Origin of the sequence: Paenibacillus sp. FSL R10-2788, assembly GCF_038003885.1 — a bacterium.
Classification (GTDB): Bacteria; Bacillota; Bacilli; order Paenibacillales; family Paenibacillaceae; genus Paenibacillus_AQ; species Paenibacillus_AQ odorifer.
On the sequence record NZ_JBBOQA010000001.1, the window covers coordinates 4,003,004 to 4,024,043 of the forward strand.

The following is a 21,040-nucleotide window of genomic DNA, read 5'->3' on the forward strand; positions in this document are numbered from 1 at the left end:
ATGATTTGAAAGCTTAAATCACCTTCATGTCATAGCTAGGATACCGTTGTTTCTAAAAATGAAGCTGTAATCTCGTTTACAACTCGATAGCTATGTTATATTTCTTTCCAAAATCTTGTCTCGCTGGATATAGATAGTTCTGAACCCTGTCCGAATAACTTCCGCTTTCACCAATTCTTGTAATGCCACTGTTACAGCTTCTCTGCTGGCTCCAATTAAATTAGCGATTTCTTGATGCGATAGAGGAACATTAATTTTGTAACAATTATCCTTATGCTCAACCCCATGCTGATCCGCCAGCTTTAAAAGAACACACAATATTTTATCATGCAGATTTCCAATGGCTAGATTTTGAGTTAACTGACTCATACTTTTTATGCGGTCGCTCAATACTTGCAATAATGACATCATAAACCTAGGCCGGTGAGAGATGAATTCTTCAAACCTTCCAGGATCAATTGTGCAGATATGGCTTTCCTCAATCGTTTCAATATAATGTTCCTTCGTTCCAAAAGAAATCACACCCATTTCACCAAAAACATTGCCTTCATTAAGGATATCCGATGTAAATTGCTTACCGTTTGCATTTAATTGGTATAAACGAACCTTCCCTTTTTTCACAAAAAACAGTCCTTCAGAAAAGGTTGACGGTGTTTGGATATATGTATTTTTGGGGACTACTGTTATTCGCGTTAATTCTTCCATTTCAATTAGATCTTCCAGTCCTAACGATTGAAGCAAATTGAATTGAGATAAATAATGAATTTTATCCATTGCCCCTCCTGTATAAAACGTTATTCATTTCTTCAGTATACCTTACAAAAAAAGCCACGTCCTAAGGACGCAGCTTACTAAATTACCGATTACTTGCTTCCCAGCGCGCTACTTCTTCCCGCACACGTGGGGCTACTTCGGTGCCCAGCAGTCTAATCGCCTGCATAACATCCTCATGAGGCATCGTGCCGTGCGGCACATGTAAAAAGAATCGCGTAATTCCCACATGCTTGCGCAGATGAATGATTTTATTAGCAACAGTTTCTGGATCACCTACGTAAAGGGCGCCATCTAAGCTGCACGCTGCATCATAATCTGCACGATGGTACGGAGGTGTTCCTTTTTCCTTCGCCCGCACATTGGTCCGGGCATGCGTTGAAGGGAAAAATTCCTCCAGCGCTAACTGATTAGTCTCCGCTATAAACCCGTGTGAATGCGAAGCGATTGGAAATTTTGAAATATCACGCCCGGCTTCAGCTGCTGCTTTTTTGTAAAGCTGCACATGTGACGCATAATCCAGCGGTAGAACATTCCCTATAATCGCTAAAACAAAAGGCAAACCTAGTGATCCTGTGCGGATCGCAGACTCTGGACTTCCTGCACTCCCGATCCAAATCGGTAAAGGATCTTGAACCGGACGCGGGTAAATCCCCAAATTTTCTATAGCTGCTCGGTGTTTACCTTTCCAGGTCACTTTTTCTGACTTTTGGATGGCTAATAACAATTCCAGCTTCTCATTGAACAGTTCTTCATAATCCTTCAGATCATATCCGAATAGAGGAAAAGACTCTGTAAACGAACCCCGGCCGATCATAATCTCCGCACGTCCGTTCGAAATTCCGTCCAGCGTTGCAAAGTCCTGAAACACACGCACCGGATCGGCTGAAGACAGGATCATTACAGCACTGCTCAACCGGATCTTAGTAGTCAACGAAGCAGCTGCAGCCAGTACAACCGCAGGTGAAGATGCCGCATAATCATGCCGATGATGCTCACCTACTCCGTAAACATCTAATCCCACCTCTTCGGCAAGTACAATTTCCTCCACTACTTCACGTAGTCGTTCTGCATGACTTATTGTCTCACCCGTTTGGACATCCGGTGTGGTCTCGACAAATGTGCTTACTCCAAGTTCCACTATTCATTTCCTCCTAATATTCTGCACGATGTATTATTCTCTGGATGTAAAAAACCATAAAGGGACTACCTAATTATTCTAACTAATTTAGTTCCCTTCGACTATAATCGAAGTTCATCTAATTAGATCCCCCTCACTATAGATCGGACTGAGGAGCCGTTATTTTAATAATTTCATTCATTTTGCTAAATTATCGGACTTAGATGCAGCTATTCGTGTAAAGTAGCTTCCATAATGTGTGTTTTTATGGAAATAAGCGCAATACAGTCCGAAACTATCGTAAAATCAACTAAAAAGTGAAAATAGCTGCAATACGGTCCGAACAAACAAAACCTCGTGTGAACTGACTACAATACAACAATTATACTGGGACTTTGCCGCCAATGTGCCAGAGTACAGCTAATGTTAGGTAATGACGAAGTTTGTTTAATTGCCTCTACCGCAAACGCACAGTGTAGCTAATGCGAGGTTACGACGAAGTTTGTTTAATTGTATTTTGTGCAACTATATACGCTTTGAAGGTAGCCTTTGTGGATTTAGTTGCACTCTGTACACTTAAATACGAGCATTTGCCTCAATATGGCGGGATTCCAGAATAATAGTTGTAAAATATACAATTAAACTGCCCCAAAGCTGCGAGCATAAGAGCTTAATTGTACTTTTTACAACTATTTTGCTTTTTTAATGAGAATTGAGAGGATGCTGCTAGTGCGATGTAATCGCGATGTAATAGCAATGTAATTAGCAATGTAATTAGCAATGTAATTAGCGAAGGAATCGCAATTAACACAAAAACAAAAAAAAGACCACTAATCACCTAAACACAGACGATTAGCGGCCGGTCAAATCCAAGCTAGTTTGCATTCCCAATACTCGGAATTATCGGCTTATCCAGCGATTTCGGTGGTTTGCTTGGGCTTATCCCAATGCCGATCCGACCGAATACATACGCTCCGCCAGGAATTCGATTCGCTAAATTCATTATAAGTGCCGAGCCTACCACACAACCGACAAATTGCAGCAGAACACTAAATAGTCCAAGGTTTTGCAACCCAAATGAAGCTGGAAGCTTGACGAATATAGCCAATAGCAAAGGATGAAGCAAGTATATGCCAAAAGAGTATCTGCTGCTCCATTCCAGTACACGTGGCACTTTCTTCATTTTCGATGCCACGGAGAAGAGCAGCAAAATCATGCTTAAGGCGAATAGAAGCATATCAATTCTTTTGGAGCTATGCGCCGTTATCCAGCCTTGACTATTCACGAACAGCACAAGCGCACCTGTCAGAACCGGGAGCGTGTATACCGCTATGCGGAACTTTTTTAATTTTTCCCGGAACCACAGCTCATTTCGTCCCAAGTAATAGGCTACTGTAAAGTAAAAAATCCAACCTGGTGCGAAAATCCAGTACATTTTATCCCAGAAATAATGGGCGGCAGCCGTATCTGCGGGCGTAGTAAAGTTGAAGAAACCCAAATAGATAACGTTAATAAGGAACGATACGATTAGAATAGTGCGGGGGTTAAGCCGCTTCGCATACGTCTGAAACCAGAGGAATAAAGCATAAAACTGAAAGATAATCAGTATAAAATAGCCATGGAAATCTCCAATCAGCAAATGACGCCAGAGGTAATACCAAAAAGCCTGCAGCAAAGGAATGCCGTCACTACCCGACATCTCCAATCCTTTTAGTCCTGCATACAAGGTCCCGAAAAAAAAGTAAGGCAATAAAATATACTTGATTCTTTTCTCCCAAAATCTCGCTGGAATTTCATTGGGATAGGCAAATGACAACACGAATTGAGAGATAAATACGAATACAGGTGTGCCAAACGTTAGCAGTAAACCCACCGACTCTACCCAGGGTGTATTTCCATCGTCATAAACCCGATAAAGAGCATGCAGCAGGGCTATACTTAAGCAGGCTACACTACGAAGAACGAACATTTCCGAGTTCATTTTGCGTTCCATGCGGAGTGCCCCCTTTCAATGGGTGCTTTTAATGATCTACTGCACTTCCTACACTTAAGCGGACAGTAATTGTTTTTTCGAGCCCGGTATGAAAGTTATGGTTAGGGAACCAAGACAATAATTCCTGGGCTTTTTGATTATTTAAATAGCTATGGAGAATATCCCCCGGACGAGGCTCCGCATAGGTTGTCAGGAAATCCCGACCTGTGATGTCCCCTAACATCCGAACCATCGTATTTATCGAGGTTGGTATTCCACAGCTAATATTCATCGTCTCATTATTCACTCTGCCGTCGGTCTGAACCGCATCAACGAACGCCTGCGCCACATCCTCCACATAGACGAAATCTCTTGTCTGCTCACCGTCCCCATAGATAACGAGATCCTTCCCTTGCTTTATACGATCCAGAAAAACGGAAACAACGCCAGCTTCTCCATGCGAACTTTGCCTTGGCCCATATACATTAGCGAGACGCAAAATCGTATATTTAAGCCCATGTAAGCTGGCAAACATCCGAATATATGACTCTGGTACACTTTTGGATAGACCATAGCAGGACTCGGGATTTATGGGATGCTGCTCATCAATGCTCAAATATTCCGGGTTCCCATAAACCGCTGCCGACGAGGCATAAACTAGCTTTTGAACCTGATGGATCTCGCACATGCGCAGTACATTCAGCGTGCCAACAATATTCACATTTGCATCAAATAACGGGTTCCGCTGTGATTCTCTGACGTCGATCTGTGCAGCCAGATGAATGACTGCATTTGGCTTTTCAAGGCTAAAAACCTCATGCAAAGTCTCATCCCGAATATCGTACTTATACAAAACCGCAGCAGGATTCATATAAGTCAGACCGGAGGCTCCGGATACATTATCAACAATCACAGTTTCTATGCCCTTTTTTATTAGCCGATCAACCACATGGGACCCAATAAAGCCTAACCCCCCAGTTACCAATACCTTCAAAATAAAAAACTCCTTTCGCCCGCTAAGAGTGATCTTTGTACCGTGCATTCCCCGAAAAATTCACATAAAATACAAAATCAAAGTATAAAGGAGTGAAGTATATGGCTACTGCCCCTATTCCAGACAGCTCGGTGACTACGTCCATCCTTTCTGACGGTGCGGTCACATCTATTAAATTAGACCCTGAGACTAACGGTTATGTGAACGTCCGATCGTACGGCGCTGTAGGAAACGGTATCAAGGACGATACAGTAGCGATTCAAAATGCTATCAATGCGGGAAACGCCAAAAACAAAGTAGTAATCTTTCCTCCTGGTATATATAAGGTATCTTCGGGACGCATGCGTAACCCCTCCGTCCTCGACTGGTGGTGTCTTCGAATTCCAGCCAAAACTAATTTAAGCTTTGAAGCCGGCTCCAAACTTGTGCTTGCCCCGAATCCACCCTCAGACACTAGGGTTCTAGTCATCTTAAATGCCTCAAATATCACAATCGCGGGCACCCTTGAAATTGATGGAAGTGCATCGACTGTTAAAACAGCCGTCAACGATCAGCTTCACGGCCTGTTCATTTCTTCTTCGCAAAATATAACGATAGAGTCAGTGTACTCTCACGATTGCTATGGGGATAATATCTTCATTGGAGGGACAGAAGAAATCCCCTCCGTTAATGTGCACATCGGATATACCCGCTGTGAGACTGCTGGACGAAAGAACTTTGTGGTCCATTTTGTAGACCAGCTTCATGTCAACAGAGCGGTTCTGAATAATAGCCGCGGTGGCGCGCCTGGATTTACTGGTGCTAACTCTCTCGATCTTGAACCCGATGTCTTTAAAGGAACGCGCAGCTTTTATCAGCGATTCGACTCCTTGACAACCATTGGTTTCGGTAACGATCTATCAGCAGGGCTTACAGATGCTATCACTAGACTCTGGACACTCGACATCGGTTCACTAGATATGCGTGTAAGCGGATCGGTAAGTCCAGCCTTACTGTCCTATGGATTGACGCTGAAAATCAATCATTTGGCTATCCGCTCCACCGATCACAAAGCTAGCTTCGGCCTACAGACGATCTATTCACAATTTATTGATATCGCTAGCGCCAAGTTCGATGGCATCGGAGGCCCTGCGATCTATGCAGCGTTTAATGCTGCCGGAGGTAAACCAAGATTGCATATCGGTTCGTTAGGAATGTACGGCTCGGGTTCCACCTTAGCAAGTGGTGTCCGAATCGACGGAGGAGATCTTTATGTGGGGACGATAGATGCACAGGATTTAACGGGCAATACCTTGCATTTATTCACAACGGAGTCTGACGCAATGGCTACTGTCGACAATATGATCGTCCGCAATAGCGGAACCAATCAGGTAGTGCTAGTCTCTTCTTACGGTGCAGCTAAACCGTCTCTGCGCCTCAATAATGTAGCGGTGTTTGATACCCGAGCAGTGAAGGTAAAGCGAATTCTAGAATTCGAAACACTAATCGGCATGCAAGGCACATCACTAGGCACCTTGTATAATCCTTATTCGCTTCTTGAATGGTTCTCGACCTACGGTAACTTCAAACGGGCCATTCGCCTCACTGGCGGGGCAGTGTTGCCCGCAGTGTTCATAGTGGAAGGTTCGCCCGAGGGAGTCGTAACCGCCCCAGTTGGCAGTCTGGCTATGCGAACGGATGGCACCGCACAAGCCACTTTGTATGTGAAGGAAAGCGGATCAGCTGCGAGTGGATGGAAGGCTAAATAAGATGAATCAACGGTATTGGTTACATGTCTCTATCGCATAAATGACACGTTCCAAATCCTCATCCGATAAAGAGCTTCCAGAAGGCAGACAGACACCTGTTGAAAATAATTTATCCGATACACTGTATTCCTCACTGTAAGGATAGTAGTAATTGCTCTCGAACAACGGTTGTAAATGCAGCGGTTTCCATACAGGTCTAGCTTCTATATTGTGATGTTCCAGACATGACAGAAGTTGTTGTGAAGAGAACCCTGCCACTTCTTCATCAATGGTCAGCGCACTCAACCAGTGCGTGCTGCGACAATTGCGTGCTTCCGGCATAAAATGAAGACCCGGTATGGAACCTAAACGTTCCCTATATCGCCGGCCAATAGATCTGCGCCGTTCAACCCGCTCTTCAAGCAGTTCTAATTGACCGCGTCCTATAGCTGCCAACAGGTTGCTTAACCGATAGTTGTATCCCATTTCGGAATGTTGATAATGAGGGGCAGTGTCTCGGGCTTGCGTAGACCAGAAGCGCGCTTGCTCTAGGGCTTCGGTATCGTCGGATACGAGCATGCCCCCACCTGAGGTTGTAATAATCTTATTTCCGTTGAAAGAATAGATTCCGAATTGGCCCCAGGTTCCGCTGGCCTTGCCTTGATAGAAAGCACCTAATGATTCGGCAGCATCTTCAATCAAGGTAATTCCATATCGGTCAGCTATTTCTACAATGGGCTCCATATCTGCGCTTTGTCCGTATAAATTGACGACAACAGCCGCTTTTGGCAGCAGTCCTTTGTCATTCAAATCTTGGCAGGCCCGCTGAAAAGCTAGCGGACACATGTTCCAGGTCTCAGGCTCTGAATCGACAAATACGGGGGTGGCCCCCAAATATAAAATAGGATTGGCGCTAGCAACGAACGTGAGCGTTGAACAGATCACGTAATCTCCTTGTGTGACACCGGCTAGACGAAGTGCGAGATGAATCGCCGCCGTGCCAGAGCTTAACGCTAGTGCACCCTTTGATCCTGTGTAGGCGGCCATCTCCCGCTCGAACGCATCGACTTGCGGACCAATAGGAGCAATCCAACCAGAGTGTATCGCCTCCTCCATGTAGACCTGCTCACGTCCACTAATATGCGGCGGGGATAACAAGATTCGTGGCAGAATGCTTGTTTGACGAATGCTCATGCGAAGCTCCTTTCTCCATTTGGACCGATTTCTCCAGATGGAATACATATCATATCGAGATCTGGATGCCGATAGAGCGGAAAGTAACTTCCTGATACTCTAGTGTCACAAAAGGATATGATCCGCTCATACAACTCTGGAAAAAAAATTCGTTTACCTAAGTAATAGTCAAGGGGTTCCAGTTGTGTCGCGAATCTATGCTTGAATTGAAATAAGTCGTCATTCCCCTTATATCCCCCGCCAAGATGAAAACGTTCAAAGCCATTTTCCATCCCCCACTTGGCTGCTGCGTGAATTAGCAATTTGGTAGGTGACCACTGCAGATAGGCGCGATCCCAACCACATAGGTGATAATGCATCCACGGTCGTTCATGTAACACGATGCTGGTTGCCACCGTTTTCTCCCCAACCATAGCTTCGAATAGCTCTACTCTCCCTTCAAGTAGATAACTAGTATCTTCTATAAATTTTTTGGGGAAATAATAAAAAGAATCCGCCTGTAAATCATTTAGTGTTCCGTAATACAATTCACTGAAGGACTCAATACGATCTTTCAGATTGGAATTCCGAATTGTAAAGGGCGCAGACTTTATTTTGTGAATATTCCGTTTATGATTGCTGCCATAATGCCGGATGAGCTCTGCCTCCGAACCCACAGTCAAATCAATATATATTGTATTTCTATTCCACTCGGTGGTCAGACCGCTTTGATATTCCGTAGCGTTGCCAATCAAGGGATGAAATCTTACAAACTCGGTCATGATCTTTTTCTCTCTACAGTAATCCGTGAACGTTTCACTGAATTGCCGGTACAGCTCACTTCGTTCGGCTCCTGGAGGGAGATTCGATATCGGTCCCCCGTATCCATAAGGTGTACTAATATCGTACCAATCACCATCAAGCCCCAGTTGGATTACGGCAGGAAGATGGCTTATGGAGCGAAGCAAGTAAGGATACATTATGAGCTGGTCTCCTTGCTTGAATACAAACAGCTCTGCCTGCTGGTGCTCTCCGTCCTCAAACAGCCGAAAAAACGCTGAGGAGAAATAGATATCCTTCGTCTCTAACTGGTTCAAATAGGCATCCCATTCCTCTGAACTAGAGCTGCCTAGCACGATAAAGTTACTCATACAACACCTCTTGATTCTCCAATATTTTGATCATACGTATACTTTCAGTGCTTAAGATTAGCTCGGGGTCTCGCTCACGCAAATAAGCATCTGAAGAAAGCAACAGCAGCCTTTTCTCCCGGTCTAAATCCATTAATACGTCTGTCAAAAGATTGCAGCCACTCCACCCTCCATTTTGCAGTTGGATACGATAATACTGTTCACCTAGCCGGCCCACTACTGAAGTCTCTTTTTTTGTTCTAATCCTAAGAGCAGAGAATCCATACTTTTGATGATGTGCCTCTGCCATCGGGTAATCATCTATGATGTACGCCAATACTTCTCTATCCCTATCAATCGATGGAGCCAAATCTCTTACATACCAGTAAGTCCGGCCTTCCTCTGCAAAACCAAGCCGCAAATACCAAGCATGAGCTTGCTCATTCCACGAAAATACATCAAGTGCCAGCTTCGAAATGCCATCCTTTTGGGCTAACGTCTCCCCGTAGGCCATAAGCTTGCCGCCGATGCCGTCTTTTCGATAAGCTGCGTCCACATTCAAGTTATTCAGAACCAGCATCTGCTCCATTCTTCTCCATTCAGCGAATCCAATAAGAAGATCTTCAGAATAGGCACCAATCAGCAGTGTTGCTGAATGGCTTCCGCATTTACATGCTGCTTTCAAATATTCGGGATAACCGCCACAGGCGAATATGGTTTGATTGTAGACTGACTCTGGCAAGTTGCTCTGTAAGAGCCGGCATGCAAGGTGAATATCATCTTCCTGAAGCGGACTAAACCGCAAATTCATGCCGACCCCTCCTTTTGGTTCATTCTGTACTCATCGAGCGGCAGACTATGCTCACCCGGATTGGCCACAACGTCATCTTGGCGGATAACCTTCAGCACAGTTTTACATAAGATCAACGCATCTAATCTAAAGCTCAGCTTCTCAACATAGGTAACGTCATAGGAAAGCCGCTGTTTCCATTCCGAAGTATTACGTCCAGATACCTGCGCCAATCCCGTGATTCCGGGTCTTACAGTGAATCGCAGCCGCTCCCGTTCAGAGTAATGCGGGCTGTAACGGATGAGCAAAGGTCTTGGTCCGATCAGGCTCATTTCTCCCTTCACAACATTCACTAATTGCGGCAGCTCATCCAGACTCAGCTTTCGAATCAATCCGCCGAATTTGATATAACGCCGAGCATCCGATAACGGCTGGCCCTGCGCATCATACATTTCAGCCATGGTTCGAAACTTGTAGATGTAGAAGGGTCTTTCTCCCATGCCCGGCCGCTGCTGCTTGAACAAAATAGGACTTCCCAACTTTATCCGAATCAGCAACGCCACTACAGCCATGACCGGACTAAACACACCTAACATAAAGATCGCTCCCACCAAATCGAAGCCCCGCTTCATATGGCGATACATGGTAGTCATCCCCCCGCCTTTCTCTTATTCCGTAAAAAGACGTTCTGTGAGTGACTTTACCTCTTCCGAATTAGCACTCCAGTAATACACTTTAGTTCGGACGAGCGGATCTAGAGCAGAGCTGTTATGGCCAGGAATCTGTTCGTAAGCAAAATCCGCGGAATCCATTCCCTTGAATAGCCAAGCTAAGCTCATCAAATCACTGTCACTAAAACTCGTATCAATAATGTCTTTCTTTTCACGCAGTAGCAGTCCAGCTAGATCAGGAATATGCTCCGGACTTAATAGCTTTTTGGCTACAGCCCGAACGATATTGAATTGCTCCCGTTGGCGGCTAAAGTCACCCTCCGGAGTCGAGTAGCGCTCCCTTGCTAAATAAAGCGTGTGGGCACCATCCAGATGCTGCTCACCTTTCTTGATGGTGATCTCCGGAGTGATGGTCACATCCTGATCAATTAGCATATCGATCCCGCCAATCGAATCGATGAAATCACGAACACCGGAGAAGTTCGTCTTGATGTAGTAATGAATAGGAATATTCATAAAATCACTAACGGCTTGAATCAGTGTCAGCGTACCCTGCTGATTCCCACCCTTTGTCTCACCAACGATATGTGCATGATTGATCTTGGTATAGCCGACATTCTGCACATAAACCCGCGTGTCCCGCGGCACAGATACGATATTCACCTTCCGTTGATCCGGCATCACATGGGCAACCATGATCGTATCTGCCCGCGAGCTTTCTCCGCCCCAAGTGTCTGTTCCAATTAGCACTACATTAAAGGATGAGCTTTTCTTGTCTGCTGGGGATATCGCCGCAGCTGGAGTTTGTGTAGGCGTTGTTAGGATAAGCTCATCCGTTTGCGCTTGTGGGGCTGGTGTGCTGAGCGACTGTACCATCTCTTCATTGTCCGTAACCACATTAGAGCTAGGGATCGTCAAGGGGTTAAGAATCGCCTTGTTAAAACGATGCTCTGGATTCAATATCCCTCCAATCCAGATCCCCCCAACTACAACCACAACAAGAATAACAATCAGGCTGTATCGTCCCACCCGCCGCATGCGTGAACGTTTACCTGTAATTGGCTTGTCGCGCTTGCCCCATAATCTTGTCATCCATGAATACTTAGTCGACTTCATAGGTCAGATTCCCGCATGAACTTCGGATTTAATGCGTTCAAGATCATGTGTGCCCACCTGCGTTTCTTCCTGAAAACCCGAATAGCTTGGAATTAGCTGCTTTAGCAGTTTTTTGATCTGATGACTGCTTGGCATCAGTTCATACCGTTTGCACAAGTTCTCCAGAACCCCCAACACCAAATTCAGTTCAGATCTGGAGACACTTTGCGGGCGGCTAATCATAATACGGTAGTTGTTAGTGACCAATAACCCTTCTTCTTCAGTCAAAAGCTCCTCAAACAATTTTTCTCCAGGACGAATGCCAGTGACCACAATGGGAATATCTTTGTCAGGCTCGAGACCCGACAAGCGGATTAAATCCCTCGCTAGATCGTATATACGAACTGGCTTACCCATATCCAGCACAAACACTTCTCCCCCTTGTGCCAGCACACTTGCTTGAATAACCAACTGTACCGCTTCGGGTATCGTCATGAAGTAACGCACCATATCCATATGTGTAACCGTCACCGGGCCGCCGTTTTCGATTTGTCTTTTGAATAACGGAATGACACTTCCCCTACTGCCCAGCACATTACCAAAACGTACAGCAGCAAAAACCGTCTTGCTTAAGGAATTCTGATCATTAATGATCATTTCCGCGGCTCGTTTCGTGGCACCCATAACACTGGTAGGATTAACCGCCTTATCCGATGAGATGAGGATGAACCGTTTAGCGCCATATTTAGCACTCGCTTCCGCTACATTCCTTGTGCCGATCACATTATTTTTAACTGCCTCTACTGGATTCATCTCCATAAGAGGAACATGCTTGTGAGCAGCGGCATGATACACAATGGAGGGGCGGAATTTTTGAAAAACGTTATCAATCCGCGATACATCCTGAATGTCCGCTATAATGGGATGAATGATCTGATCGGGATATAACTGCCGCAATTCTTGTTCAATAAGATAAATGCTATTTTCTCCATGCCCCAAAAGCAGCATTTCCTTCGGACGGTACGCAGCCAATTGCCGGCATAACTCCGAACCAATTGAACCGCCTGCACCGGTGATGAGAATACACTCGCTTCCCAAATTCTCACGAATCTCTTCCGTATTAATTTCTATTGGGCTTCTCCCCAGCAAATCATTTACGGATACTTCACGAATCATGTTAATGGCCATTTTCCCGTCCAAAATATCGGTCATACTGGGCATTAACTTGATCTGAGCTTTGGTAGATTTGCAGATTTCGATGATCTCCAGTAATTCCTTTTGTGGAGCCGTAGGCAAAGCGATGATAATGAACGAAATATCCAGCTGCTCGACTGCCTGGGGAATGAAGTTACGGTTACCGACAATCGGCAACCCCATAAGCTCCAGCTTGCGCTTTGAGATATCATCATCTATGAAGGCGACTGGGTTCATGAATTTAAATCTTGAATGCTTGATATCTTTGGTAACGAGGATGCCTGCTTTCCCTGCCCCTACGATTAGCAGATTGCCTTCGGATGAACCCTTTGCCCCCGCTGTTTCAAATCTATCGTTGATGAGACGGTTTACTAAACGTAAGCCAGCAATGCCGAGAAATACGTATCCCGCTGCAAAATAAATCGAAATCGGCAATCGATAAGAAGGGACGAATACATGCGTAGATACATTGACAGCGACCACTCCACAGAGTGTTAAAGCACTCACTTTTAGCAGCTGCAATAACTCACCTATACCGGTGTATCGCCAGATATTGTTATACACCTTGAATCCAAATGAGAACGTTGCGTATACCATAATGTGAATGAGTATCGCCCACGGAAGCATCCACATATACTGCTCAGGGATTTGAAAATCAAACCGAAGTAAAAACACAAGCCACACTGAAGCCGCTATAATTCCCGCATCCAACATGACTAAACGTACGATCCGCATTTTCATCACTTCTTTCTCCCTAATTAACTAATTATTCGTTTATTCGTATGTTGTCGTATATGCGAGAATGAATTATCTATCTGCTGTCAGACCCGGTTGCAATTCAGTCGGAAATGCCTTTATCCCTGGTTCTTTCAGCGCTTCTATATAAATCGAGTCCATTTCACAAAGCACCGCAGGCAATCCATAGCGAATAATCCTGTCCTTATTCGCTTTCCCCATTGCTGCGGTCAAAGCTGCGTCCGCTCGCAGTTGAACCAGTGCTTTTGCCGTAGCAGCAATATCATCTACTGGAACCAACATGCCCGTTGACTCATGCTCAATCAAATCGCGAATGCCCCGAATATGTGTGCCGATCACGGGATTACCTGCTGCCATCGCCTCCATAATCGCCCGGGGTAACCCCTCGCGATAGGACACGAGTGCCGCAACATCACACGCTTGTAGCAAATCCGGTATATCTCTTCGAAACCCCAGAAAATGCACCTGATCCCTAACCCCTAACCGAGTAGCAAGTTCTATAAGAGTTTGCTCGAAAGGACCTGTACCTGCGAATACTAGATGAATATCGCTTGCTTGATCACCCAAATGATGTAGTGCTTGGATCAACTGTTTTTGGTTCTTGTTAGCATTTAACTCAGCGACGCAGAGAACAACGAATGAAGGATTATCATTGTATCTCTTAGGTAAATCAAATAGCTGGCGACGACTTTCCCCCTTCATTTTTGCAACTTCATTATCCCTCTCACCGCTACCGTATACCTGAAGATCAAGCCCGACTCCACTCACATAAGTTACTTTTTTTCGCACAGGGAATTTCTGAGCACGCTCATAATCTTCTCTATTAATAGTGATCAGTACATCCGTCCAACGGGCCATTAAATACTCCAACGGATAATAAAGCATCCAGTTCAGAAAAGGAGCACCTTTAAAAAAATGAAAACCATGAGCTGTATACAATACGCTAGGGACACCTGCTCTATGGGCTGCAATCCGTCCGAGAATCGAAGCCACTGGTGTATGTACATGGACGAACTGAAATTTTTCCGCTTGGAAGCTTTTAGTTAAGATCCGCAGAGCCGTCCAATTCTTCAACTGTAAAGGACTTCGTTGTATAGGTACGTCGTGACATACAATTCCCCGCTGTTCCAAGCACTGTCTGGCTTCGCCCGGCTGAGCGTAAGCATGGACTTCACACCCTTTTTGCTGCAATAACGCCATGTAAGGTAAATGAAAACTCTCGAAATGCCCATATATGGAGGCTACAAAAGCAACCTTTGCTTGTAAGCCGCCCTCAGCTGGGATACTCCCGATGTCCTTACTTGAGCTTTTATTGAGGTTGCTCTGCTCGTTGTCGAAGCTTGCGCCCAGCTGACCTTTCAACGTGTTGGGTTCGATAGGGCATCTCTCCTTTCAGGTTTTTGTCTGTTAACCGGATGCAAGCTCCGTTCATCGCCATCATGAACCACCAATACCGCTGGAATAACGCCTCAATGCCCATCGATAACCCAATCATCGCCGCATGGGACAGCAGCAATGCCATAATAATTGGTCTATGAATCGGATCTGCTGCACGATAAGAACGGATACCAACAATAAAGAACCAAATCATAAATCCGCCATATACAATCAAGCCCAATAAGCCGAATTCAGTCAAAAACCATATAGGGGTGTTGTGGATAATAATGCGCAGTTCGTAATTATAGGAACCAAGCCCAATGCCTAATAACGGACTTTGTGCGATCCAATCCACCGCTTTGTCAATGATGTCAAGACGCGACTGGATCTGGGAAGGTCTGCTGGACATAGACTCCAGCACATTTAGATAAGCGGTGCCTTTATACAGCAGCAGAGCTATAAAAGCCACCCCAAACCCCATACCGATCTTGATCAGTCTGGACGGTTTGGTAATCAGAAGTGTAAGTAATACTAGGAACAGACCAATCCAAGACGAGCGCGAGAAGGTCATTATAATGCCCCCGGCTAAGCTTATCGTCGCTAGTACGCTGACCCATCCCCGCAGCAGCTTTATCTTCTCCCCACTCGTCATGATATGAATGGCAAAAGCCGTCACCAGCAATCCCCCGTATGCATTGGGATCAATTAACATGCCGGACAACCGCCCGTCTTGCACCATGAACGGAACCTTTACTCCGCTGAAAAAAGCGAATAGGGCAACACCATTTAAGAGCAGCACACTGATCAGGAAAAATCGGAGCATTTTATATAACCGTTCCCAGCTATCTGCTGCTTGCACAAGCATGATGTAGGTCAACAAAAGGAGAATAAATCCAATATCTTTTTGCAGCAGGGCGTATTGAGTAATGAAGCCGTTGCGCCAAATGGATACAAAGGAAGCTAAAACAAAAATGAACAGCATGCCCCAATGCCATGAACTGAATATCCTCCGGTCCAATTTGAGATGGAATCCAGCGGCAAATAAACCTAACATTAAGAAGAGATCCGACGGGGCGATACGGAAGGCTCCCCCAAAATCAATCTGCGCCGGAAGGCATATGATGTACCCCATGACCGCAAACAGAAATAATTTGTGCATGGTGTAGGGCTTCCCTACAACAGATACAGATGTCATACAAGTCCCTACTTTCCTACTTTCCTATAAAACAAGAACTTATGCTGCCGCTTCCGACTGTTCCCGATTTCTTGCCTTTCCGATGACACGATACAGCACAACTACACTGCCAATCATCTGTACAAATAACGACGAACTTGCCCCCATTGCAGCACCTACTACCCCGTAATGAGGTACGAAGATCAGACAACACAAGCCATTAGTGAATGCTGTGCACAGAAACAATGGAATCTGAGCTTTGTACCTTCCGGTAGCCGTTATGGCGTACCACAGGTAGGATGAAATAAATACCAGCATGGTGGACGCCAGCAGCCAATGAAACAACCCTAACTCTCCTGCCACGTCTGAACTGAATAATACGGTTAACAGCTTGTGGCCAAACAACCACCCTATCAAACAAGCGACCGCACTAAACCCCAAACCCATCGCTATCATTCGGCTGAGTAAAGTGACAAACTCCTTGTGTCTCCCGCCTGCGTGCCACCTGGCAAGACGTGGTGTTATGGCTTCACCAAGTGCGGTGACGACAACATTGCAGGCAACAATCATATATGAGAGTGAAGCATAAATACCTAAGTCATGCTCCCCTTTAAAATAGGAAATCGCATATAATGGGATATTCGTATTTAACGACATCAACGCCAATACCACGCCTAGCGGTGAACTGACGATCAGTAAACTCCATAGGCTTCTTTTGTTGAAGAGTGGCCTGAGAGAAGTGTAGATTCTCGCTTTACGAGCATCATATCCAATCGTTATCGCTAACCATCCGATTATCATGACTAACAAGGCAAGAACAAGGCTCTGTGTAGGGATAAATACGAGGATGAAGATTAGAATGGAGAATAACCCTTTTGCCATTCTGGAGATTGAGATTTGATCTAATCTCTCCTCCTTTTGAACGATGCCTAATAAAATATCACTGATTGATTCAACGATTCTATACAGACCGATGAAGAAAATAACCAATACTGTATTCCAATCCAAACCACTTATTATGCAAAAACCTGCGGTAATCGTAAACGCAAGGGCGGTTGTTATCAGCCGTAAGCCCAGAAAGTCTCCAAAACTGTATTTCCCCGATGAATCAACGATTAATACGGAACGAAGATGTAGATGCGACAGCATAAAGATCGGAGCAGTAACTGCAAGCCCTAGCGAATATTGCCCCACGATTGCCGATGACCCGAATTTATTCAGCAGGATCACAATCACAAACTGAGCACCAGCGTAAGTGATATTCCCGAGCAAATAACGAAGAGAAGCAAATGACATAGACGTCAGACCATTCCAGAAGAAGAGGCCCACTCGGCAAAATCTTCACCACGAATCTTGGAACGCCTGCTCTTTTTCCGATAATTCAATACGGCTCCCAGCAAATGTGCTCCCTGCTGCTCTAGCAAGTGCTTGGCAGAACTCGTGTGCTTTAAGAGCACTTTTCCGGATTTCACAACTAGCAATACCCCCTCAGTCATCGTTGCCAAAATAAGGGCATCCGAAAATGGCATTAATACAGAGGATGAGTCGATAACAATCGTATCAAAACGCACGCTCAGCTCTGCAAACAATCGCTTCATTCCTTCAGAGCCTAGTAATTCAGCGGGATTTGGTGAAATCGGACCAGAGGTCAATACAGACAAACCTTCTGCTTCCTCAATAGAAATAATGCAATCCTCTAAGCGGGTATGATCCACTAAGATACTGCTAAGCCCGATCCAATTAGGCAGATCAAATGCCTTATGCACCGTTGGCGTACGTAGATCCCCATCAATGAGTAGAACTGTCTTACCAGCTTCCGCCATGGCAATCGCCAGGTTTATGGCTACCGTTGATTTTCCTTCATCCGGAAGCGAGCTTGTGACTAATAAAGAGCGGATCTCTCCACCAACGCGGGTATAACGAATATTGGAGCGTATGCTTCGGAATTGATCTCCGCTAGATGACTTCGGTTGTTCCAGGCAATATAATTTTGGCGTTTTCTTCTTCATAACTGATGGCTCCTTCTGCTGATTTGGTTTTCGCTTTATTCCGCCGTTTGCGTGGCTTTAATTTGCCCACGGTTCCCAGAAGCGGAAGCTGCAAATCAAGCTGAATATCTTTGGCACTTCTCACGGGTTTCTCCATCAATTCCCGGAGGATAGAGATTGCAATCCCGGTAATCAGCGCCAATCCGAAGGCAACAGCCATATTGAAGACGGGCTTAGGTGAGACAGGATCAGAAGGAACCTTGGCACGGTCGAGAAATACAACATTCTCCACTCCCATAATCGATTGAATATTCGCATTAAAGGCCTCTCCGAAGCCATTCGCGATATCTGTTGCCCGTTGAGCTTTTGAATCAGTCACAATTACCGTTGTTACGAGTGACTCGCTATTGGTTCTTGTCTTAACATTTTTGAGTAACTCTTCTGCTGTCATTTTTAGCTGCAGCTTTCTGACGACCTCTTCCGCTATCCTGCTGCTTCGAATGATCTCCCCGTAAGTAGTGACCAGCTTTTGTCCGGCCATAATGTCATTAATTGCTTTCTGCTGCCTGTCCCCTTGAATAAGTATAGAAGCTGTCGCTTCGTATTTCGGCTGTAAAACGTAATAGCTAACACTACCAGCGAGCCCGACTGCAGCGATACATAATACAATTATGAACAGCAGCCTACGTTTTACTAGTTTCAAAATGCTGCCCAGTTCGAATTCCATCGATCATTTCTCCTAACTAGTTAATGTATTGTCGCCTCTTTAACAAGATTATTGTTGTATATTCATATTCTCTTTCTCTCAACATATGTCCAAGTCCGTACTTAAAATTTAAATGTCAAAATATTAAAGAGCTCATTTAGCTCACCTGTTAAAATCCAACAAAAAAAGGTATTCTCCAGCCAAATCTACTGGTAGAATACCTTACATATAATCTATCTAGTTCAGGAATGTACAAGTGTAGTCAACACCATCAGGAGATATCTTTACGGTTCAGAACATGATTAACATTGCTTAACATGCCGGACAGGATACCCGCAATTGGGAATACTGCCCAATTGATGTCCCAGCGACCATAGACAAAACCCGTGAACAGAAAAATCGCCGTCGCCAAAGGCCATAACACAGCCCCAACAACTCCAACAAATCGGTTCTCTTCCTGCTTCTCTGCAATGATATTCGGCTCCTCCAGCAACTTCGTATAAGTACCCTGGATATTCCCGTAATAGATGAACAGAAACACCGCTACAGCCGCAATAAACAGAAAAGCAGCGACTCCATAGGGAGCATAGTCATCGTTGACATAGCTAGTGGTGAAGATAAAAGCCGGCGACAGCACACACAGGCAGACTCCTGTAATCAGAGAAAGACGGTAAGTCGGAGCATAAAGACTTTGGCTCCGTTGAAGCGCCATCTTTAGAGCGTAAGGCAGCTGAAAACCTTGCTCCAGACTCTTAAAGCGATCAAGCTTCATTCCGCTGTGTATAAACATCCCGACCGCGATAGCGACCAGCACGAACATTCCGACCAGCCCCAGCATAGAACCTTTATCACTCATAACAGCCTTATTTTCAAATATTGTATCCAGGGTGATCAAAAACGCCACTCCGCATGCGCAGAGAAAAACGCCGATACCCGTCCATAATCCAGCGCTTCGTCTGGCCGCCGCATAAGCGTAAACCTCTTCTTCCGTCAGCACCGGAATAGCCTGTTCCGGCGCAACTGGATCGATGCCAAGCTCCGCTGTCAGCTCTTCAATATTGCCGAATTCCGATATGACGATACCAATCGCCTCATTCTCCGACTTGCCAGCAAGCTTCAGCTCTAGGTACTTCTCCTCCATCCCGGATAGCAGCTCTTGCTTCAGATGTTCCAGTTCCTGAGTCTTTGGCAGACCCGCAAACATATTATCCAGATATACTATGATCGTCTCCATGCTCTATCACCACTCCTTGATAAATTGGTTTACAACTTGCTGCGTAACCTTCCATTCCTCACATTTTTCTCGGTAATAGGCGAGACCCAACGAGGTAATCCGGTAATACGTACGCCGCTTGCCAAGACTCTCATCCAGATAAAAGGATTCTATATATCCGTTTTTCTCCAGTCGGGTGAAGGCAGAATATAACGTTGTCTCCTTCATGACATATTTCTCCTGCGTTAACTGCCTGATATTTTTGGAAATCTCGTACCCGTAAGATTCCCCGTCCAGCAGCATGTAGAGGATCATCGTATCATTGTAGCCGCGTATAACATCACTGCTGATCAAGAATATCCCCCCATGATTACTTCATCTGTCGTAGTAGTTGCAGTATAGCATAATTACTACGACAGATGAAGTAGTTAATGGAAAAATAGGCCAAAATAATTTGAGGACCGAACCTTCTTTGATTAAATCCAATTGCTTTCTGCGCATGACGTAGCTTCCAATACGGAGTTACGTGTACGAAGGTTCATGCCAGTAGTATTTGCGGGGACGATGGTGTTTACTAGTAGGTTGTTTGCGAGGACGGGGGTGTTTACTAGTAGGCTATTTGCGTAGACTTAGATAATTACTAGTAGGCTATTTGCGAGGGCGAGGGTGTTTACCTCCCCTTACTTTGGCGGACGAGGTACTATCGGACTCAGTTGACCTTATTCGTAGAACTTCCCCACTTTTCTGATCCTATCGGACCTCAATGCACCTATTGGCGCACAAATCACCATATTTAGAACCCTTTCTAGGGAATAGCTGCACTGGAGTCCGAAACTGCGCTGGAACTGCGAAAAATATGCTAATAACGTCATTGGGGTCCGTTAGCCAGCCTTGCTTGCCTAAATTTTTGTTGAAGCAACCAACGCTGGTTTTTTGTCCTTTTTATTGAACCTTAATACAATAAGGTTGACTGCAAGAACATAAGTGTTTACCTCGCCTTACTTTGACGAACGAGGTACAATCGGACTCAGTTGACCTTATTCGCAGAAATCCCCCACTTTTCTGATCCTATGGGACCTCAATGCACCTATTGGCGCACAAAACATCATATTTAGAACCCCTTCTAGGGAATAGCTGCACTGGAGTCCGAAACTACGCTGGAACTGCGAAAAACATACTAATAGCGTCA

18 protein-coding genes are annotated in these 21,040 nt (G+C 45.1%); 1 reads left to right on the forward strand and 17 read right to left on the reverse strand.

The window, feature by feature from the left end:
• Positions 1-90: 90 nt before the first annotated feature.
• From NSQ50_RS17695 to NSQ50_RS17710, 4 genes are all read right to left on the reverse strand, one after another.
• A complete protein-coding gene (locus NSQ50_RS17695) occupies positions 91-774 on the reverse strand; it encodes a Crp/Fnr family transcriptional regulator (RefSeq protein WP_038571755.1) in 684 nt (227 codons plus the stop codon).
• Between the two features lie 82 nt (positions 775-856).
• The gene (locus NSQ50_RS17700; protein WP_076225196.1) at positions 857-1,912 is read right to left on the reverse strand and encodes an LLM class flavin-dependent oxidoreductase; all 1,056 of its coding nucleotides are present in this window, start codon (positions 1,910-1,912) and stop codon (positions 857-859) included.
• Positions 1,913-2,765: 853 nt separating this feature from the next.
• A complete protein-coding gene (locus tag NSQ50_RS17705; protein WP_051491569.1) occupies positions 2,766-3,884 on the reverse strand; it encodes an acyltransferase family protein in 1,119 nt (372 codons plus the stop codon).
• A gap of 28 nt (positions 3,885-3,912) precedes the next feature.
• Positions 3,913-4,857: an NAD-dependent epimerase/dehydratase family protein gene (locus tag NSQ50_RS17710; RefSeq protein ID WP_076225195.1), complete on the reverse strand. Its 945-nt coding sequence runs from the start codon at positions 4,855-4,857 to the stop codon at positions 3,913-3,915.
• 101 nt (positions 4,858-4,958) lie between these two features.
• Between NSQ50_RS17710 and NSQ50_RS17715 the strand changes: the two genes are divergently transcribed.
• Positions 4,959-6,605 (forward strand): glycosyl hydrolase family 28-related protein, encoded by a 1,647-nt coding sequence (locus NSQ50_RS17715; RefSeq protein ID WP_340949637.1) that lies wholly within the window; start codon positions 4,959-4,961, stop codon positions 6,603-6,605.
• A 6-nt stretch (positions 6,606-6,611) separates the two neighbouring features.
• Here NSQ50_RS17715 and NSQ50_RS17720 read toward each other — a convergent pair whose 3' ends face one another.
• From NSQ50_RS17720 to NSQ50_RS17780, 13 genes are all read right to left on the reverse strand, one after another.
• Positions 6,612-7,778 carry a DegT/DnrJ/EryC1/StrS family aminotransferase gene (locus tag NSQ50_RS17720; RefSeq protein WP_076225193.1) on the reverse strand — a complete coding sequence of 389 codons (1,167 nt, stop codon included), beginning with the start codon at positions 7,776-7,778 and terminating at the stop codon, positions 6,612-6,614.
• Positions 7,775-8,908 (reverse strand): GNAT family N-acetyltransferase, encoded by a 1,134-nt coding sequence (locus NSQ50_RS17725; protein ID WP_076225192.1) that lies wholly within the window; start codon positions 8,906-8,908, stop codon positions 7,775-7,777. The genes NSQ50_RS17720 and NSQ50_RS17725 overlap by 4 nt, the downstream gene beginning before the upstream one ends.
• Positions 8,901-9,698 (reverse strand): GNAT family N-acetyltransferase, encoded by a 798-nt coding sequence (locus NSQ50_RS17730; protein WP_076225191.1) that lies wholly within the window; start codon positions 9,696-9,698, stop codon positions 8,901-8,903. The genes NSQ50_RS17725 and NSQ50_RS17730 overlap by 8 nt, the downstream gene beginning before the upstream one ends.
• Positions 9,695-10,309: a sugar transferase gene (locus NSQ50_RS17735; protein WP_036689052.1), complete on the reverse strand. Its 615-nt coding sequence runs from the start codon at positions 10,307-10,309 to the stop codon at positions 9,695-9,697. Before NSQ50_RS17735 ends, NSQ50_RS17730 begins: the two co-directional genes overlap by 4 nt.
• Before the next feature lie 36 nt (positions 10,310-10,345).
• The gene (locus NSQ50_RS17740) at positions 10,346-11,464 is read right to left on the reverse strand and encodes an LCP family protein (protein ID WP_244886348.1); all 1,119 of its coding nucleotides are present in this window, start codon (positions 11,462-11,464) and stop codon (positions 10,346-10,348) included.
• 3 nt (positions 11,465-11,467) lie between these two features.
• A complete protein-coding gene (locus tag NSQ50_RS17745) occupies positions 11,468-13,378 on the reverse strand; it encodes a polysaccharide biosynthesis protein (protein WP_051491571.1) in 1,911 nt (636 codons plus the stop codon).
• A gap of 66 nt (positions 13,379-13,444) precedes the next feature.
• The gene (locus tag NSQ50_RS17750) at positions 13,445-14,755 is read right to left on the reverse strand and encodes a glycosyltransferase family 4 protein (RefSeq protein ID WP_081384422.1); all 1,311 of its coding nucleotides are present in this window, start codon (positions 14,753-14,755) and stop codon (positions 13,445-13,447) included.
• Positions 14,703-15,929: an O-antigen ligase family protein gene (locus NSQ50_RS17755; protein ID WP_076225190.1), complete on the reverse strand. Its 1,227-nt coding sequence runs from the start codon at positions 15,927-15,929 to the stop codon at positions 14,703-14,705. Before NSQ50_RS17755 ends, NSQ50_RS17750 begins: the two co-directional genes overlap by 53 nt.
• A gap of 75 nt (positions 15,930-16,004) precedes the next feature.
• Positions 16,005-17,240 (reverse strand): oligosaccharide flippase family protein, encoded by a 1,236-nt coding sequence (locus NSQ50_RS17760; RefSeq protein WP_076106248.1) that lies wholly within the window; start codon positions 17,238-17,240, stop codon positions 16,005-16,007.
• A 5-nt stretch (positions 17,241-17,245) separates the two neighbouring features.
• Complete coding sequence (locus tag NSQ50_RS17765; protein ID WP_036688243.1) at positions 17,246-17,953, reverse strand: CpsD/CapB family tyrosine-protein kinase; 708 nt, start codon at positions 17,951-17,953, stop codon at positions 17,246-17,248.
• Complete coding sequence (locus tag NSQ50_RS17770) at positions 17,901-18,659, reverse strand: YveK family protein (RefSeq protein WP_076098952.1); 759 nt, start codon at positions 18,657-18,659, stop codon at positions 17,901-17,903. The genes NSQ50_RS17765 and NSQ50_RS17770 overlap by 53 nt, the downstream gene beginning before the upstream one ends.
• 250 nt (positions 18,660-18,909) lie before the next feature.
• Entirely contained in the window at positions 18,910-19,872 is a 963-nt protein-coding gene (locus tag NSQ50_RS17775; protein WP_076225189.1) for a permease prefix domain 1-containing protein, read from the reverse strand.
• A 6-nt stretch (positions 19,873-19,878) separates the two neighbouring features.
• Positions 19,879-20,205 (reverse strand): PadR family transcriptional regulator, encoded by a 327-nt coding sequence (locus NSQ50_RS17780; protein WP_036688249.1) that lies wholly within the window; start codon positions 20,203-20,205, stop codon positions 19,879-19,881.
• Positions 20,206-21,040 lie beyond the last annotated feature (835 nt).